Here is a 16,111-nt window from a genome sequence, read left to right on the forward strand (position 1 = left end):
TCTCCTTATGTAACATCTTATAATTCAATTAAATATGATTATACTATACCTAACATTATTGACCTCGACAAACCTCGACATTTACAAACACACTCTTCTACCCCGTTCGAATTCACATATGTACAGTAAAAAGCCGCCATTTGGCGGCTTCCTATCTTCTGAGTATTTCTCATTATGCCTATCTGTTCACCTAGTACATACTAATTGCTACAGTTATCCAATCAAATGCGCTAGTTTCGGAAACACCCGCAGTGCATTGTTATAAAATACATCCTCCCAATGAGCCTCGGGAATTAGATGCTTAACAAATTGTATATACGGCTCTATTTGAACCAGTGGCCAATCAGTACCAAATACTAGCCGATCATATTTCTCAGCAAATACAATGGCACGGCGGAAATGATCTGTATAGGTCTGCTCCTGTAACAGCCGCTCAACCTTCGCCGCATCTCCCACAATCCATCCGGATAGATCCGTGTAGAGATTAGGGTTTTTCTCCAGCAATGCAGCTGTGTCCATCACCCAAGGATCACCCAAATGACACAACATAAACGTTAGATCGCGGTGCTTCAGAAACGTCTCTTCCATCGAGAGCGGGTGTGAATACTTCAAGAGTCCACGATCTGAATACGTCAGTCCCCCGTGAATGACAATGGGCATCTGGTACGTTGAAGCCAGCTTGTATATAGGATCATATATTTCGTCGCCAACATTAAAGTGATAATAGCCTGCATATAGCTTGATACCCACCACATGCTCTGAACGCAGCGATTGTTCTATTGCCTCAAGCTGCCCTTCGAAATGTAAGGTTAATGGATTAATACCAATACAGGTATAGAGATGATTAGGAAGCTCTTCACTCAGGTCAAGCAGCATTGGATTAAGCGCATTGGGATCAGGAAAAGCGTCCGGAACAGTTTCAGTAACGCCCATACCAACCCCAGCGATAACACCAGCTTTACCGAATTCTTCAAGCAAACCTTTTTCACTATAATCAATCGCTGCTAAAGTCTCCGCAGTCTCTTTGAAAGCTGCAATATTAGAATAATGAACATGTGCATCTATAATCTTCATGGAATTATCCTTTCTACCTTCATAGGATCAAAACGAATATTGCGTAAGTCCTGATACGCTTCCTCAGGAGCCATCAGATCTGAGATGATATAGAACTGTGGTCTACTGAAATGCTGCTCGCCATCACGCAGGTCAAGTTCTTCCAAAACAACTGACGAAGCAATAAGGTTATTCACCCGTAAGTAAACAGCATCCATTTCAGGATGTGCCACGAAAGTGAGTCGTTCTTTGCGTTCTTGGGTGCTATATTGAATCATTCCGTTTCTAACATCAATCCCGTACTGTACTCTCCCAGCCTTGTAGGTAACTGATTCTCCAGCATCATTTTTCACATCAATTCTCATGTCAGTAAGTTCATTGCTTGCCCGGTAGAAGGATTGATTAGCATAACTGAAAGGTTTCAGCGGCACTCCCATATTCTGCTCTATACGAGTGGTCGTAGCAAGCACAGGTACACCTGGTAGGGTTAAATAGTAATGATGAAGCACGAGGCCTCTTAATTTCGCATTCTCTTGAATCGTGACACTCATTCTAATGCCTGACCAGACATTTCCTAGATTATCCTCAAGCTCTGTAAAGCATGCTGCACGTTCTTCTCCAAGGAGACTTGTAGTTGATAGCCCATCTATTTGGGTAGAGATGCCACCAAGCCAAGGATTCCACCATGATTTTGGCTCAGGTTCAGGGTAAGAGGAATCTAGCCATTCTACACCATGATGCTTCAGAGAAAATAAGGCTGGCGCAAAGGTATTGCTCGCTTGAAATTGGAGGACACCGTTGCTTACCGTAAGAACGTCACCATACTCTGTCTGATCCAACTGATGATTAATCGGTTGATTCGAACCAGGAAATACCAACCGAGCTCGAGTTATCTCATACGTTTCCATATTCATCTGCAGTGACATCAAGTCTGCTTCTTGCCCATACTGCCAACTCATAGGTGTTACGATGCGATTCTTCTCTTGATCTATAGATACATGCTGTTTCTGTATTAACGCACTGCCTTTTTCAGTGGAGAGTGTAATTTCACCTTCGAGAAATGCATTTTTTTGCTCTGAGATCTCGACCTCCAGCGTGTCATGTAAAAAGGGATTACCATGATTCACCTTCGTCTGAAGCTGAGGAACAGACTCCAACTCTTCCGTAGCTTCATGACTCTGTGCAAAAGCGCGGAAATCACGCCAATTTTTCCATGTACCCAGCGCGATATGAATGGGTTGCGTCTCTAGGCGACCTCCTTGGGGGAAATGAAGCTCGTGCTCAATAGCAAAGGATCTGCCATCCACAATAAGCTGCTTATCTTTCGGCCAAGTGATGCCCCGCGTGGATTCTCCAACATCTGTGAAAATCCAATTTTCGGTCACATTGTCCAGTTGCCAATAATCTGCATTCGAGGCATCTGGCCCTTGTCTTACATCGACGTATTGGTTCTCATAGGGAATAACACTTATTCCAAATCCAAAATGAAAGCTTTCTTTCAGAAATAAAGGTTTCTTACGGGTGGTCATCGACTTGTTCTCTATGATGTGATGACGACTTATCGTGCCGTTGCTGTATAATTGGATGACCTGAACAAGTGTCACCGCGCTGGAGGTAAGATCATACTCAGCTTCGAGTATCATCCCCTGCTCCTGTCGGTATGTTACCCGTGTTGCACGTGTCTTCTTAAATTCAGCAACATAAGGAAGACCCAATTGAGGAAAATTCAAATTAAATGTACTTTCCTTCCCCTCATAGATCGATATATTATTGTTTATTTTGTTAAGATAAACCGAATATCTCCCGTTTGCAATGACCCAATCCTGCTCTGTTTCGCCCCCAAAAGCGGATTGAATGCCAGTGAATATTAGACTCGTCTCTTGCGAAAGGATTAAGGAATGTTCCTCACCGGATGCATGATATACGTCAAAGTGATGATGCCAGATTCCATAGCTCAACAATTCAGCAACAAGGGAAACGGTTCGCCGACTCTTCGCTGGAACCTGAATTTGAACATCGGGTTGGCTAAAAGATAGGACATCATCGCATGGTAATTGAAATGCAAATACAGTATCCTCGTCATACTCATTTTCGATCGTGAAATCTAGCTCGATTGCATCACCGATATATAATGATCGTTCCGGAGCATGCGCCTTAACCTTCACAGGAAATTTCGGTTCAATCCCTAGCTTGAAGGTAGCTGCTCGTCCATTGATCAGCACTTCCGCTTCAACCACAGGGTGTGTCTGAAAAGCATTCTGTTCTTCTTGAATCGGATGAATCAGAAAGCTGCCCTCAATTCGTTCTTCTGTATCTACAGAGCGTGCGTCCTGAAGATCGAAGTCAATCTCTGAATTGCTTACGCCCTTCACTTCAATCGTAAGGGGCTTTCCAGTCTTATTTACAGCCTCATACATAATGTTGTAACTCGCACCAAACGGCAGTTTATGTTCATGCAGAATTGTCGCTTGTACTAGATAGTCATTTGTTTCGATACGTCTTAATCCTCGTCCAGTGCGTTCATACTCCATTTTCAGACTCACATCTGCCTTACGCCATTCATATGTAAAATAATCAAAACCACGCTCTTGTCTTCCATCTGGCTCAACCAGAATTTCACGTACACTATTCACGTACCAATCGAGTTGTTCAAAATAAGGCTTAACCGCATCTGTTTGTAACACCGATGGGATCAGGTTCATTAGATGTGTGGTGTCGTCTCTTTTTTCCCAGAAAAAACCACTCTTTTTATACGTAGGAACTGCTTTGATATTGCCTGGCCACGTATACAGATCCAGCCTTGGATATCCCAGCTTCAACGTCTGTTCAATAGCACGTAACACAAGTCTCTTTCCAATTTTGTATCCATGATAATCGGGTCTTACATTTAGTAATGGAATATACAGCGCGCCTTTGTCCTCTTTATAATGAGAGAAGCTGCAATACCCAACGACCTCTTCACCAACAAGTGCCAGAAACACATGAAGATGCGTGCTGTGATGATGCTCTTGGAGGATAGTCTGTTCCGTCTGGAGGGAATTATCACCACCCCAACTCTCGTGACTAGCATTCCACATATCCGCGATAGAACGTGCATATCGTGGCTCATATTCTACGATAGATATCGTCAACTCTTCTATTTTGCTCATCAGTATTCCCCTCCATGATCCACATGTCTGAAAAATTAGAATTATTTGCTATATCTTCTGTTGTATTCTATCATTTATGGTTATCGTGTTCAATTTACGAGATTCGCATAATGTCGTGAAAAAAGAGGCTGGCTTAGGCCACCCTCATGTTAATGACTATCATCTGTTTGTCGTATTCATATGCGGTAAACGTGTGGCTTGCACGATATAGGATGCCAAGCTAGGCATCATCTGCACAAGTTTTGGATAATATACGTTAACTTTGGCAAAGGCCAGTTTTTGAATTGTTCTAGTCCGTTTAAGCAGTTGAGTGAATTCCTGATTCGCTGCCAAAATATACTCACTTGCCCACGCTTTATCATCCAGTTCACCTCGGAGATAACGGTCTGTGTACTGCGCACACAACAATGAAGAACGAAGTGCGATCGACATACCATCTCCACTTAGAGGTGGAATCATCATCATTGCATCACCAATATGAGGATATTGCGACCACGGCTCAGGTATGTTAGAGAGGTTTAGCGGTGCTATAGATACTTGCGTACCGGGAACAGCTTCTCCTTCAGCGAGTCGCTCTGCTAATCTTTGGTTGGTTCGGGATGCCGCATGTAATATATCAGGCACCGATGTTCCGCTTCCTTGTACCGTTTCCAGTGTCAACAATGCCGCCACATTGGTTTTCCCATTTTCAATCGGAGAGATGCCAACATATCCACCTTCGCAAAAGTACAACTCCACTCTAGGTGGGATCGTGATGCCAGTAAAATGAGATTTTATTCCTACATAGACGGTTTCATCCCGTAGATCCTCTGCAGACGGAACAACTCCCCGTGGCTTTTTGGTTCCATGTGCCCCGATAACCGCTTTAGCACGGTATTGAACAAGTTCTCCTGCTTGCTTAAACTGCACTTCGTAAAAGCCATCTTGCGGCTCTTGTATTTTCGTCACAGTTGATTTGGTTAATATCGTCGCTCCTGCTTCCAACGCTGCTTGATGCAAGATACGATCTAGCTCATAACGACTAATGCCGTAAGCATTGCCTGGTAAAGGCGCTTCAATCTCTCCTCCGTCAGGCATAATAATCTGCGCATGATCCATCATTGTTGGCTGTAGCTTCTGTTCTAGAAGATGAATATCTAGGTATTCCAACATCTCCTTGGTCTCAGGAGACATGAATTCACCACATGTTTTGTGACGGGGAAATTCTTGACTATCCATCAAAATCACTTCATGCCCTTGCTTCGCAAGTTGCAATGCGCAGGTACTGCCAGCAATCCCTGCTCCAATGATGATGACGTCAACTTGTTTGGACACGATTACACCTGCCCTTCCTACTTAGAGTTCCACTTCCTCTAATCTAAAGACAGACATCTAGAGGATGTTATCAATATAGCTTCAGATCAGAACATGATAAGAGAACACCTCTTCGAGCAATTTAGAAGTAACTTGCCTTATCATTTTTTCCTAGGATAGTGTCTTGACCGCATCATTCGGAATAACAACAGAATAACGAAACAGAGGTTTCCAACTGTAACTCATCGTATGATGGTTGAGCTTCTGCTTCAGTTCCTGCCAATCCTTGCCTGTGAAGCCTTTAGCAACGGATAGTGGGCCATCATGCCGAATGTAGCGATTGCGTGAGATTAAGCGTGTTGTAATCCACACAGCCGTATAGGACACCGGATGGCGATGTATATCATTAATGACCACACCGTATCTGGAGATACGCAGCATCTGGGAGACGATATCAATCAATTGTTGGCCATCAAAGTGATGTACAAATTGAGATCCTGTTACAATGTCAGCGGAGCCATCAGGTAAATCCATGACATCTGCACGTTGCACAATGACTCTCGGTTCATTTTGAAATAGTCGCCTTGCCTCCACACATGCCTCTTCTGTCATATCGATGAGTGTAATGTGCAGTTTAACGCCTTTTTTGTCAGACCAACGGAGTAACTTCTCATTCACATCTCCTGAACCAGCGCCAACATCCATAATGTGAAGCTCATCAGGGCAACCGATCTCTTTCCATAGTTTCTCGACACCAGATAGGGTGGGACCAGGAGCAGCGAATATTTTGTTCAGTCGCCTCAAGTGTTTGAGTGCTTCCCTTAAATCGTTACCACCCATAGAGAAATCATCCATAAGTTCATCCTCACGTGCTCTGATGGACAATGTTCTAAAGAAGGGCATGATCCTTTTCCTCCTTAACGGCTGGAGAGAACGCAGGTACATAGGTGAACTTCATAAGCTCGGCGGTTAGACCTGGTCCAAATGCCATCGCAACACCCTCGGTAGAAGGTTTCTGCCCGGTAGCCATCTCTGCGCGCATTGCTTTTAGCACAAACAGAATTGTGTTGGAAGACAGATTACCGACCGTTCTAAGAATTTCCCGGCTATACTTCGTTTGTTCATCTTCCAGATTCATCACATTCTGCACAGCATCCACGATGCCTCTTCCTCCCGGGTGAATAGCCCAGAGTTCAGGTAATTCTTCGCTCTGAAGTAGCTGTCTAAGTTCTTCCTCAAGATGAACGCCTAATAGTTTAGGGATGCGAGGGGACAAATACAGATCATATCCGTGGTTACCTACCTCCCAAGTCATATCCTCCGTGGAGTCTGGCAGAAGAACAGAATATCCTGTTCCTAGATCAAGATAGTGTAGGTCCTGGGACTGTGGTGCACCTACGATACAGGCTGATGCTCCGTCACCGAATAACGATGCTGAGAATAACGATTCTCTTTCTTTCACCGGCTGAAAATGTAGAGTACACAATTCCACACAGACGATTAATACTTGTGATCCGGGTGCACCTTGCACGATATCCCGAGCCATTTGAATCGCTTTCAAACCAGCTGCACATCCATGAAAAATGAGAGGCATCCGATTAACACGAGGTGATAATCCCAGTTGTGGAATCAGCAAAACGTCCAGACCAGGTGAATACTGTCCTGTACAACTGACTGTGATCAGATGTGTGATTTTATCTGGAGACATATTCGCATCCTGCAATGCTTTCTGGGCAGCTTCAATGCCTAACGGAAGAGCTTCCTGTTTATATGTATTCATTCGTTCTTTGGTTGTGGGAATATCCGATTCATCGGTGGAGGGAAGATAACGACAATGTTCGAGTGTGCCGAGGTAGCTGGGTTCAACGGTGTAACGCGTGTCTACCCCGCAGGATTTAAATACCCGTTTCGCAAAACGAGCAAGATCTGACCGATCATGAAGAGAAGAAGCAATAAGATCAGCGATATCAGTCTGTGATACAGAATGAACGGGCAATGCCGTTCCCATTCCCAGGATAGCTGCACTGGATAAGTTCATGGAATGATTCATGAGGAACCCCCTTCTATTGGAAGAAATACATCCTTTTATGAATACCTATTACCCAATCCCAAGGTGCCGTAATCTTGAACCTATACCAGCTACTTTATTCCTTTTCCTCATATTCCATTCCGTTTCTATAATGAATCATCTGGAGTTATATGAATTACGCCAAATATCGACTCGTATGGAATTGGAACTCTATGCAATTTTTGCTATACTACGGTAAACTAGATTTCTAGATTTTGTTAATGTATGTTGTCACGAATAATGTGAGAGTTGGAGGTTATAATCAATCATGCTTTATAAGAAAATAATGAAAACTACCGCGGCAACCGTGCTTGCCTTCTCGTTACTTGGCACTCTTCCGAATCTATCAAACATTTCGGCTGCACCAGCAATAACCGTCAAACTGGACAATATCGCTCTGAAGTTTGATGCAGCACCCCGTATAGAAAAAGGCGTCACCTACGTTCCGTTCCGGACAGTCGGGGAATCGCTAGGTATTGGTATCCAGTGGAATAGTAAGACACAGACGGTCAAAGCCGTTGGCAAGGTAAAAGGACAGACAACCGAGGTATTGCTTCAGGTAGGTAGTTCCACGGCAACGGTTAATGGCAAAAAAGTTAAACTCGCTGCTGCACCCGTCCAAAGAGAAGGTCGTGTACTCATCCCGTTAAGCTCATTCAGCAGTCAATTCGGAGTTGGTGTGAAATGGGATCAATCCACACGAACCGTATCTCTTGTCTCGCCGCAGCGCGAGATGCATTTAAGAGCGTTCTATGCGGTGAGAGCTTTCCATGAAATAGATCTTGTGTCTACCATGAACTCCGTTTTGTTTGGCTGGAGTCGGATTGATCGTGAAGGACAATTCACCCTTCAGGGAGATGAATACAACTTCCCTGCTGCAGCCGGTGACATTACACCACAATCCATTGTTGCAGATGCGGCAGATCAAGATATTAAACCTTATCTCATGGTTTATGCTCTTGATGGTAACGGTGAATTAACGAAGGTATTAAGTGACAGTAGTTTGCGGAAGAAGTCGATTGAAGGGATTAGTACGGCGGTTGTGGAGAATGGATTCGGCGGAGTTGTCCTTGACTTTGAAGGATTGGGCTTCAAATTAGATCCGGTGCAGCAGCAGAAGTTGCTGAATAATTATGTTAAAGAATTAAGAGCTTCCCTAGGAGCAGACATCTCCCTATCATTAGCGGTGCCTCCATTAAATAGTGCATATAAGGGTTATGATTACAAAACACTCGCTGCCACAGCCGATGATCTGATCATCATGGCTTATCAGTTCAATCCTGTTGGTACCGACGCCCAAGTACCTGAACCTAACAGCCTTGTGCAGAAAGCAATTGAGTTAGCGCTGCAAGCAGGTGTCCCGAAGGAAAAACTGTTGCTAGGTATAAGCTTAAATAGTGAAACCCCATCTTCTGTTGATGATAAGCTCGGACTCGCAAAACGTTATGATCTGAAAGGCGCAGCGTTCTGGCGTCTAGGTTTGTTCCGTCTCTACAACGATCAGATGGAAGATGCTGTGGGTGCTTCTGTAGTTAAAGAATAAGTGTTTTTATAAACATTTAGGACATTAAGCTAGATATGACGTGAGAGAGCATCGCTTCTTTTAAGAAGAGATGCTCTCTTATTGTATACCCTTACCGCATCAGACGAAATGACCACCGATAGAATCCATTGACCGTATATTTTTTCTAATTAGGCTTAATGTATTCTACCTATACTTCTATCGGCTTCGATTTGAAGTTGTGTCGTTGTTAGACCCATATATTTCTGAGCGGTTGTTAGAATCGATCTATCGTTACCGAGTACCTCTAATGCCGTAATTGATAAAAGATTTATCAAATGAGCATCTCCACAAGTAGATACTTCTTCAAAGTATGCAAAAATACGTTTAATCAAATCAATGTTTGTTTCCTCTTTTAACAATACTAAAATCTCGGGCATGAAGATGTCCTCAATAATTATAGTTTCAAGTACTTCGCCGTATGTAGTAATTGATTCTCTAAATGCAGCATCTGATGATGGTAAGAAATCTATCATTTTTCTAAAGAATTCTTCTGATTTCACATTCATAGTTACCAATTCCTTTACTAAAATAGTAGTATGACACTTAAGCATTTGCTGGGTATTGACACCAGGGTAAAAGGACATTTATCTTCTGGGGTTTGGCATTAACAAAATTATCAAACCAGTTGTTAAACGGATAGTATCCTTCATTCTTGATTTCTAGCCCAGCATTATTCATGAAGAACTCGCCACCACATTCTAATAAATTTATTAAAGGTTCATACACGCTTAAATACTGACTCGCTTCAGGAGACTTGTCTGCATATTTTGCTAATTGCAAATACCAAGCTACTATATTTTTTATACTCTCATTATTTTCAAAAACCATTAACATATCCTTATTGTAAAAAGTAGAAATTTCTAAATCCCCTTCAGTATCTCCCAATAAATAAGGTATATTTGAAAAAGCAGGTGATTTAGGTCTTATTTGATTCATTTTGTAAAACTGAGATAATCTTCTCAGATACTCATATCCAAAGTAACTTCCTTTAGTGAATCTACGTTCATTTTTCCAATTTATATTGTTTATTTTTGAAACGGCTGCTTCTAGAGTCATTACTTCCACTCCACATTAATAATTGTGAACTAAGTAATCTAAATATGTATCCACTCTTATGTCCATAGTCAGATGCATCCAAGGTTTTATTACTTATATCAAGTGCTTCCTTTTTAAGGTGAGCCATCCATGGCGAGCTTTGAACCGGGAAGGCGATTCTTCGCACGATTCAGCGTATCAGAAGCATAATCCGTGATGTTACCCGCTGTTTTATTCGGAAGGCGATTCTTCGCACGATTCAGCGTATCAGAAGCATAATCCGTGATGTTACCCGCTGTTTTATTCAAGTTCGTCTTCGCTTGTTGTTTCCACGCCGTCCAGTTACTATCTAGTGCCGACATGTTTTTACTATTAATCAGCTTATCCGCGGCTTTATTCAACCCATGTTTGGCCAAGATCGCCAGATTGACGAACATCAGAGCGACTCCGAGATCATCCAGCATCTTCTGATCCATTCCAAGAAACTTAGGATTGGTGTACGCGTTTCCGTTCTTCAGGTCATTCAGTTTCTGGACATTCACGACAATCATCGTTGCACCTATAGCTGCATCTGCAGCAGCTAGGACTCATTCAGTTTCTGGACATTCACGACAATCATCGTTGCACCTATAGCTGCATCTGCAGCAGCTAGGACATACAGAGAGAGCCCGCCTGATGGGATCGCGGATATGATGGCCACAACGCCAAATTACCACAATACGTTGATTAGATCGTATTGTGGTATTGTTAAGTAGTAGATATGAAATCTTTAATAATGTTTCAGTTATTCTTGACCATTTAATTCAAGTAATTTTTGAATTCGTGATTCTAAGTCATTTTTCTCTTCAGGTAGAAGTTGATTTGTAACACTTTCACTATTAAACTGTACTAATTCTTTTAATATGCTATATGGAATAGGTTTTTGTTCTTCAACTAATTTTTCTCCTAGTAACATATAAATGGTCATTTTCTCACTAAGTGTGTTGTTGCAAGCTCTCTCAAAATGTTCTAATACATACGGAACAAAAAACTCTGATTTTGCATCCTTAATGGTTATAAAATATTGATTTACTTCATTTATGAGTTCCTCATAATACCATCTCGCATCTGGGTATAAATCAACCTGAATATTATTAAGTAGTTTTAGCGCATTATCTCGACGAATAACCAATTCATCAATTTGATTTTTAGTAATTTGTTTCATTTCAAGTTGACCCATGATTTTTTCAAAATCAATTGACTTTAATGCTTTCTCCCTATTTTCTTTTGCTTTAATAAAAATCCGTGAATTTTGTGAGGCTATTTCTACATATAACACATTTATTATTGCCTTCTCCATTTCATCATCCATATTAGGACTATAAAATTCACCAAAAGTTCTAACCAAAGCCTCGTTATTACTTATATTATCTCTCTGTTTACGCTCAAAAAATTCTTCCATAAATGCATCAATGCATTCTTGATATTCCCACATTCAACTTAATTCCTTTCTGTCTCCATTTTAGGAATCTTATTTCCATTATTATGAATCACTTCAATGTCAATATTCGGAAAATCCTTTTTAAACTTATTAATTATACTATTACAACTGGCACAAGTATCTTTCTCAGTAAATAATTTAATTGTTCCTTTTGCATTGTAGTTCCCATTCAGCTTTAAAGCTATATCATTAATAATCTTATACTCAGTATCATCATCTCTTAAATATGGTATTCCGTCATCATCAACTGCCTTTTGTGCTTCATATTTTGGCTTATTAGGTTTAAGAGGTTTAAAAGAAAAGTCCATCAAGTTAGGATTTTTACCGTGATCTGTAACTTGACTGTGAGCGAAAAATTCTGTTTTGCTTATCCCCTCAATATTTACCTCTGCATAACCCATATTAGCTCCAGATTTATTCAAAACCCTGTTTGATAGTGTCGCCTTTAGTTCCGATACTCTTTTAATAATTGCAGCATCTTTAATTGGATCAATTATTCTTGTTGGGAACCAACTTCCACCTTCACCCGTTCCCCCATCCAGTTTCCTCGCTAAATCCCCCTTACCTGCCTCCGTCTCTTTCCAGAAGTTCTGCTGTCTGCTATTTTGAGGCAAAGGTTTGGTAGGTTTACTGAACGATACATGAGGTGAGCCATCCATGGCGAGCTTTGAACCGGGAAGGCGATTCTTCGCACGATTCAGCGTATCAGAAGCAACATCCGTGATGTTACCCGCTGTTTTATTCAGATTTGTCTTCGCTTGCTGTTTCCACGCCGTCCAGTTACTATCTAATGCCGACATGTTCTTGCTATTGATCAGCTTATCCGCGGCTTTATTGAGCCCGTGTTTGGCCAAGATCGCCAGATTGACGAACATCAGAGCGACACCGAGATCATCCAGCATCTTCTGATCCATTCCAAGAAACGTAGGATTGGTGTACGCGTTTCCGTTYTTCAGGTCATTCAGTTTCTGGACATTCACGACAATCATCGTTGCACCTATAGCTGCATCTGCAGCAGCTAGGACATACAGGGAGAGCCCGCCTGATGGGATCGCGGATATAATGGCCACCACGCCAAAAATAATATTGAATTGGGCAATCATCATCTGGGGATCTACTATCAATACTTGGAACGTATACCTGGATAAGTATACYGTTTTTTGCGTTTGTTTGCTYAAATAATCCGGTTTTTGCGGAATGACATGTTCCAGCTCCATCTGATCGAGCCATGGACGGATAGATTTAAAGGCATCTCCAAGACCGGTGGACTCCATNCCGGTTTTTGCGGAATGACATGTTCCAGCTCCATCTGATCGAGCCATGGACGGATAGATTTAAAGGCATCTCCAAGACCGGTGGACTCCATGAACTGCTCWCCCAGACTCTTTTTCCCACTTGAAGATAAGCGCTGTCCACTTAGTACCGGAGGTGCGGGTAGCATCGCTTGGATTTGCGCTTCCGTTTTCCCTGCCCTTTCTCCTGTTGCCCGAATCTCTTTCGATTGTTGCTGCCAATTGTAAATCTTCGTACGNGGGTAGCATCGCTTGGATTTGCGCTTCCGTTTTCCCTGCCCTTTCTCCTGTTGCCCGAATCTCTTTCGATTGTTGCTGCCAATTGTAAATCTTCGTACGRTTCTGATTCATCTCCTTGTATTCCTGTTGCTGCTGCGCCAGTTCCACTTGTTTTTGCTCTTTGCTTTTCTTWTCGGGTTCAGCGGCAGGTTGATTCACGTACTTGYTCTGATAGACCGTTTTCTGTTCATCCGGCGTTTTACTGCTCATCCAGTCCTTCGCCTGATTCGCTAGTCCCGGATCACTCTGAGCTGTCTGTGCAACCTGACTGCGAATATCAGCGCGCTGTGCATCNGCGTTTTACTGCTCATCCAGTCCTTCGCCTGATTCGCTAGTCCCGGATCACTCTGAGCTGTCTGTGCAACCTGACTGCGAATATCAGCGCGCTGTGCATCTGTTAACTGTACTGCCGTCTTCAGGTCCATCGAAAGATCTATTTCCTGCTTCATGATTTCGCCATCTACCAGCATATCCAGATACAGCTCTTCCAGTTCTTCATCGGTCAGCATTTCCGCGAAATCGACTTCGATCTTCTGAAAATCTACCTTTTTACTCTGAATGCCCACCCGGTTGCCACTAAGGACGACATATTGATCCACATTCGTCTGCAAAACAATCTGCTGCTCTGCTTGAATTTTGAATGATTCCAGCATGCCCTTGTCGCTACCTGAACCCGCCTCAATCTGACTACTCGCCACCACGAGCAGATCTTCCGTCGCGTTCAGGCTGATGTTTCCCGCATCCAGATGCAGACTGACGCTTCCTTTCTTAAACAATACGCCATCGTCGCCAAGCTGCATACGCGCTTCGCCTGGCATCTCAAACACTTTGGTTGCTGGCTTATGGAATACAGTCCGGCTTTTCATATCGTCGCTACCTTGCATCTTCAAGTTCTTGCTTTTCCCATGTTAGAACCGTTTCGTTTTACATCACAAGTTGCCTACAATCTGAGGTTTCACGCGCTCACTTGTCTATGAGCTGCAATGCTTGCTAGAGGGGCAGTTCGTCTTCCTTCTCCGTTACTGCATCCCAATGTTCAGCTTGTTTTAATGGCACCTCAATCTCTTCGCTAAGCTGAAAGCCTGTTTACCCGGACTGCTTCAATATGCCTACCTACTCTCGTAATTTCCTTGCTTGCTGACAGTCACTTCGAATTTTATCTTTAGGCTCCTCCTATTCTGCTTTTGCCTGTGCAATCAATCTTACCTTGTTTTCCTTCTTGATCTCGTTTCGCCATATTATTCAGCTCTTACGTTTATTTTCAAACACAAAAAAGCTCAATCCTTCTCATAAAACAAGTCGGATAGAGCGTTTAGTGTTTGGTTTCTTGGTGATATTGTACGATCTTGTTATTCGAGTTGTAAACCGAACTCACACTTTTTTAGATGAACTTGCTAAGGATTCATCATTTCACTTCTTCTCTTATAATTTAATAATGCCTATAATAAGCTCTTTTTCATTAAATATGAGCCTTTCAGTAATACTCTGATAATCTACCTCTTCAAACTTATCATTTAATTTCTGCTTTATTTTTTGTAAATTAGCCAACTCATTTATATATAAGTATAGATTATTAATTATTAAACTTTGAGCATCAATATGCATTTCAATTTTATTCAAATCACCTGAAAGCCGTTCAATATTCCTTACTTTACATATTTTTAATCCTTCTTGTTCATCCTCCTCAATTTTAACCAAGCCAAATAAACCAGCAAGTTCCTGATAATTCGGATTTCCTTCTCTGAAAATATTAATTAATTCCATTACTAATTCATCCAAAGAATCTTCCCTAAACTTTTTTCTGAGTAATGTTGGTGAATCATCAAAAAGCCAAGAACCTATATCGTTAAATTGATCATTTCCTGAATCCAAAACCCCTATAATAATAGGTTTACTATAAAGAAACTTCTTGTTCAATATTAATCACCGTCCTATTTTCGTTTATATTCCCCACCAATTCTTTCTGCTACCTTAGTATAAAACATGTCCCAAGCTTCATCCATTCTTCCCTCTTTATATAACTTATTGAAATTAACATTGGCTCTTAACTCCTCTTGTACTAATCGGTAAACCATTGGAACTGACTGGCCATCAACTTTCCATCCGTCAGTCCCTCTTGTCATACTGAATGTCTTTCCATTGGGAGTTATCGCTCTTATCTCTAGCATATCAAAGTCTACAACTACCATCATATCATCCAAACTAAAGGGGCCGTTAGTAGGATGATTATGAGTAAACACAGCATCCTTTCCTCTGTCCTTATAAGCACTAATATCTATTGCCTTCTCATTACCAATAACAGTGTCCCCAATTAAATTACCATCCTTGTCAAAAAACTGCCCGTGCTCTTTAGATTCATGTCTAATTCTGTTCTCTACCTCTTCAACCTTTTTATAATCGTACTTATCATAAGCCGTTCCTCCATCCAGTTTCCTCGCTAAATCTCCTTTACCTGCCTCCGTCTCTTTCCAGAAGTTCTGCTGTCGGCTATTTTGAGGCAAAGGCTTGGTAGGTTTGCTGAAGGATACATGAGGTGAGCCATCCATGGCGAGCTTTGAACCGGGAAGGCGATTCTTCGCACGATTCAGCGTATCAGAAGCATAATCCGTGATGTTACCCGCTGTTTTATTCGGGAAGGCGATTCTTCGCACGATTCAGCGTATCAGAAGCATAATCCGTGATGTTACCCGCTGTTTTATTCAAGTTCGTCTTCGCTTGTTGTTTCCACGCTGTCCAGTTACTATCTAATGCCGACATGTTTTTACTATTAATCAGCTTATCCGCGGCTTTATTCAACCCATGTTTGGCCAAGATCGCCAGATTGACGAACATCAGAGCGACACCGAGATCATCCAGCATCTTCTGATCCATTCCAAGAAACGTAGGATTGGTGTACGC

General features: G+C 42.1%; 14 protein-coding genes. 1 reads left to right on the plus strand and 13 read right to left on the minus strand.

From position 1 onward, the window contains the following. Positions 1-213: 213 nt before the first annotated feature. From ASD24_RS03955 to ASD24_RS03975, 5 genes are all read right to left on the minus strand, one after another. Positions 214-1,074: an amidohydrolase family protein gene (locus ASD24_RS03955; RefSeq protein WP_056691785.1), complete on the minus strand. Its 861-nt coding sequence runs from the start codon at positions 1,072-1,074 to the stop codon at positions 214-216. Then, the gene (locus tag ASD24_RS03960; protein ID WP_056691789.1) at positions 1,071-4,202 is read right to left on the minus strand and encodes a GNAT family N-acetyltransferase; all 3,132 of its coding nucleotides are present in this window, start codon (positions 4,200-4,202) and stop codon (positions 1,071-1,073) included. Before ASD24_RS03960 ends, ASD24_RS03955 begins: the two co-directional genes overlap by 4 nt. A gap of 159 nt (positions 4,203-4,361) precedes the next feature. Next, positions 4,362-5,516, minus strand: coding sequence for an NAD(P)/FAD-dependent oxidoreductase (locus ASD24_RS03965; protein WP_056691792.1), 1,155 nt, complete (start codon positions 5,514-5,516; stop codon positions 4,362-4,364). A gap of 150 nt (positions 5,517-5,666) precedes the next feature. Further along, positions 5,667-6,398 (minus strand): methyltransferase domain-containing protein, encoded by a 732-nt coding sequence (locus ASD24_RS03970; RefSeq protein WP_056691794.1) that lies wholly within the window; start codon positions 6,396-6,398, stop codon positions 5,667-5,669. After that, positions 6,385-7,545, minus strand: coding sequence for a type III polyketide synthase (locus ASD24_RS03975; protein ID WP_056691797.1), 1,161 nt, complete (start codon positions 7,543-7,545; stop codon positions 6,385-6,387). Before ASD24_RS03975 ends, ASD24_RS03970 begins: the two co-directional genes overlap by 14 nt. A gap of 304 nt (positions 7,546-7,849) precedes the next feature. Between ASD24_RS03975 and ASD24_RS03980 the strand changes: the two genes are divergently transcribed. Then, positions 7,850-9,106, plus strand: coding sequence for a stalk domain-containing protein (locus ASD24_RS03980; RefSeq protein WP_235540330.1), 1,257 nt, complete (start codon positions 7,850-7,852; stop codon positions 9,104-9,106). Between the two features lie 155 nt (positions 9,107-9,261). Here the strand turns inward: ASD24_RS03980 and ASD24_RS03985 are convergent, their stop codons facing one another. From ASD24_RS03985 to ASD24_RS30545, 8 genes are all read right to left on the minus strand, one after another. Further along, entirely contained in the window at positions 9,262-9,633 is a 372-nt protein-coding gene (locus ASD24_RS03985; RefSeq protein ID WP_056691802.1) for a DUF7674 family protein, read from the minus strand. 37 nt (positions 9,634-9,670) lie between these two features. Continuing rightward, entirely contained in the window at positions 9,671-10,183 is a 513-nt protein-coding gene (locus ASD24_RS03990) for a hypothetical protein (RefSeq protein WP_056691806.1), read from the minus strand. A 113-nt stretch (positions 10,184-10,296) separates the two neighbouring features. Next, positions 10,297-10,713 carry a hypothetical protein gene (locus ASD24_RS03995; protein WP_056691809.1) on the minus strand — a complete coding sequence of 139 codons (417 nt, stop codon included), beginning with the start codon at positions 10,711-10,713 and terminating at the stop codon, positions 10,297-10,299. Positions 10,714-10,946: 233 nt separating this feature from the next. After that, positions 10,947-11,636, minus strand: coding sequence for an Imm3 family immunity protein (locus ASD24_RS04000; protein ID WP_056691812.1), 690 nt, complete (start codon positions 11,634-11,636; stop codon positions 10,947-10,949). Positions 11,637-11,641: 5 nt separating this feature from the next. Then, positions 11,642-12,916, minus strand: a 1,275-nt coding sequence (locus ASD24_RS30900) for a deaminase domain-containing protein (RefSeq protein WP_235540332.1), incomplete at its 5' end; no start/stop codon positions are given. A 1,719-nt stretch (positions 12,917-14,635) separates the two neighbouring features. Beyond that, positions 14,636-15,130, minus strand: coding sequence for a hypothetical protein (locus ASD24_RS04020; RefSeq protein ID WP_056691829.1), 495 nt, complete (start codon positions 15,128-15,130; stop codon positions 14,636-14,638). A gap of 14 nt (positions 15,131-15,144) precedes the next feature. Next, positions 15,145-15,759 (minus strand): hypothetical protein, encoded by a 615-nt coding sequence (locus ASD24_RS04025; protein ID WP_235540334.1) that lies wholly within the window; start codon positions 15,757-15,759, stop codon positions 15,145-15,147. Between the two features lie 79 nt (positions 15,760-15,838). Further along, positions 15,839-16,111 (minus strand): hypothetical protein (locus ASD24_RS30545; RefSeq protein WP_162248920.1); only part of this gene is annotated, 273 nt, incomplete at its 5' end.

The organism is Paenibacillus sp. Root52 (assembly GCF_001426865.1).
Lineage (GTDB): Bacteria > Bacillota > Bacilli > Paenibacillales > Paenibacillaceae > Paenibacillus.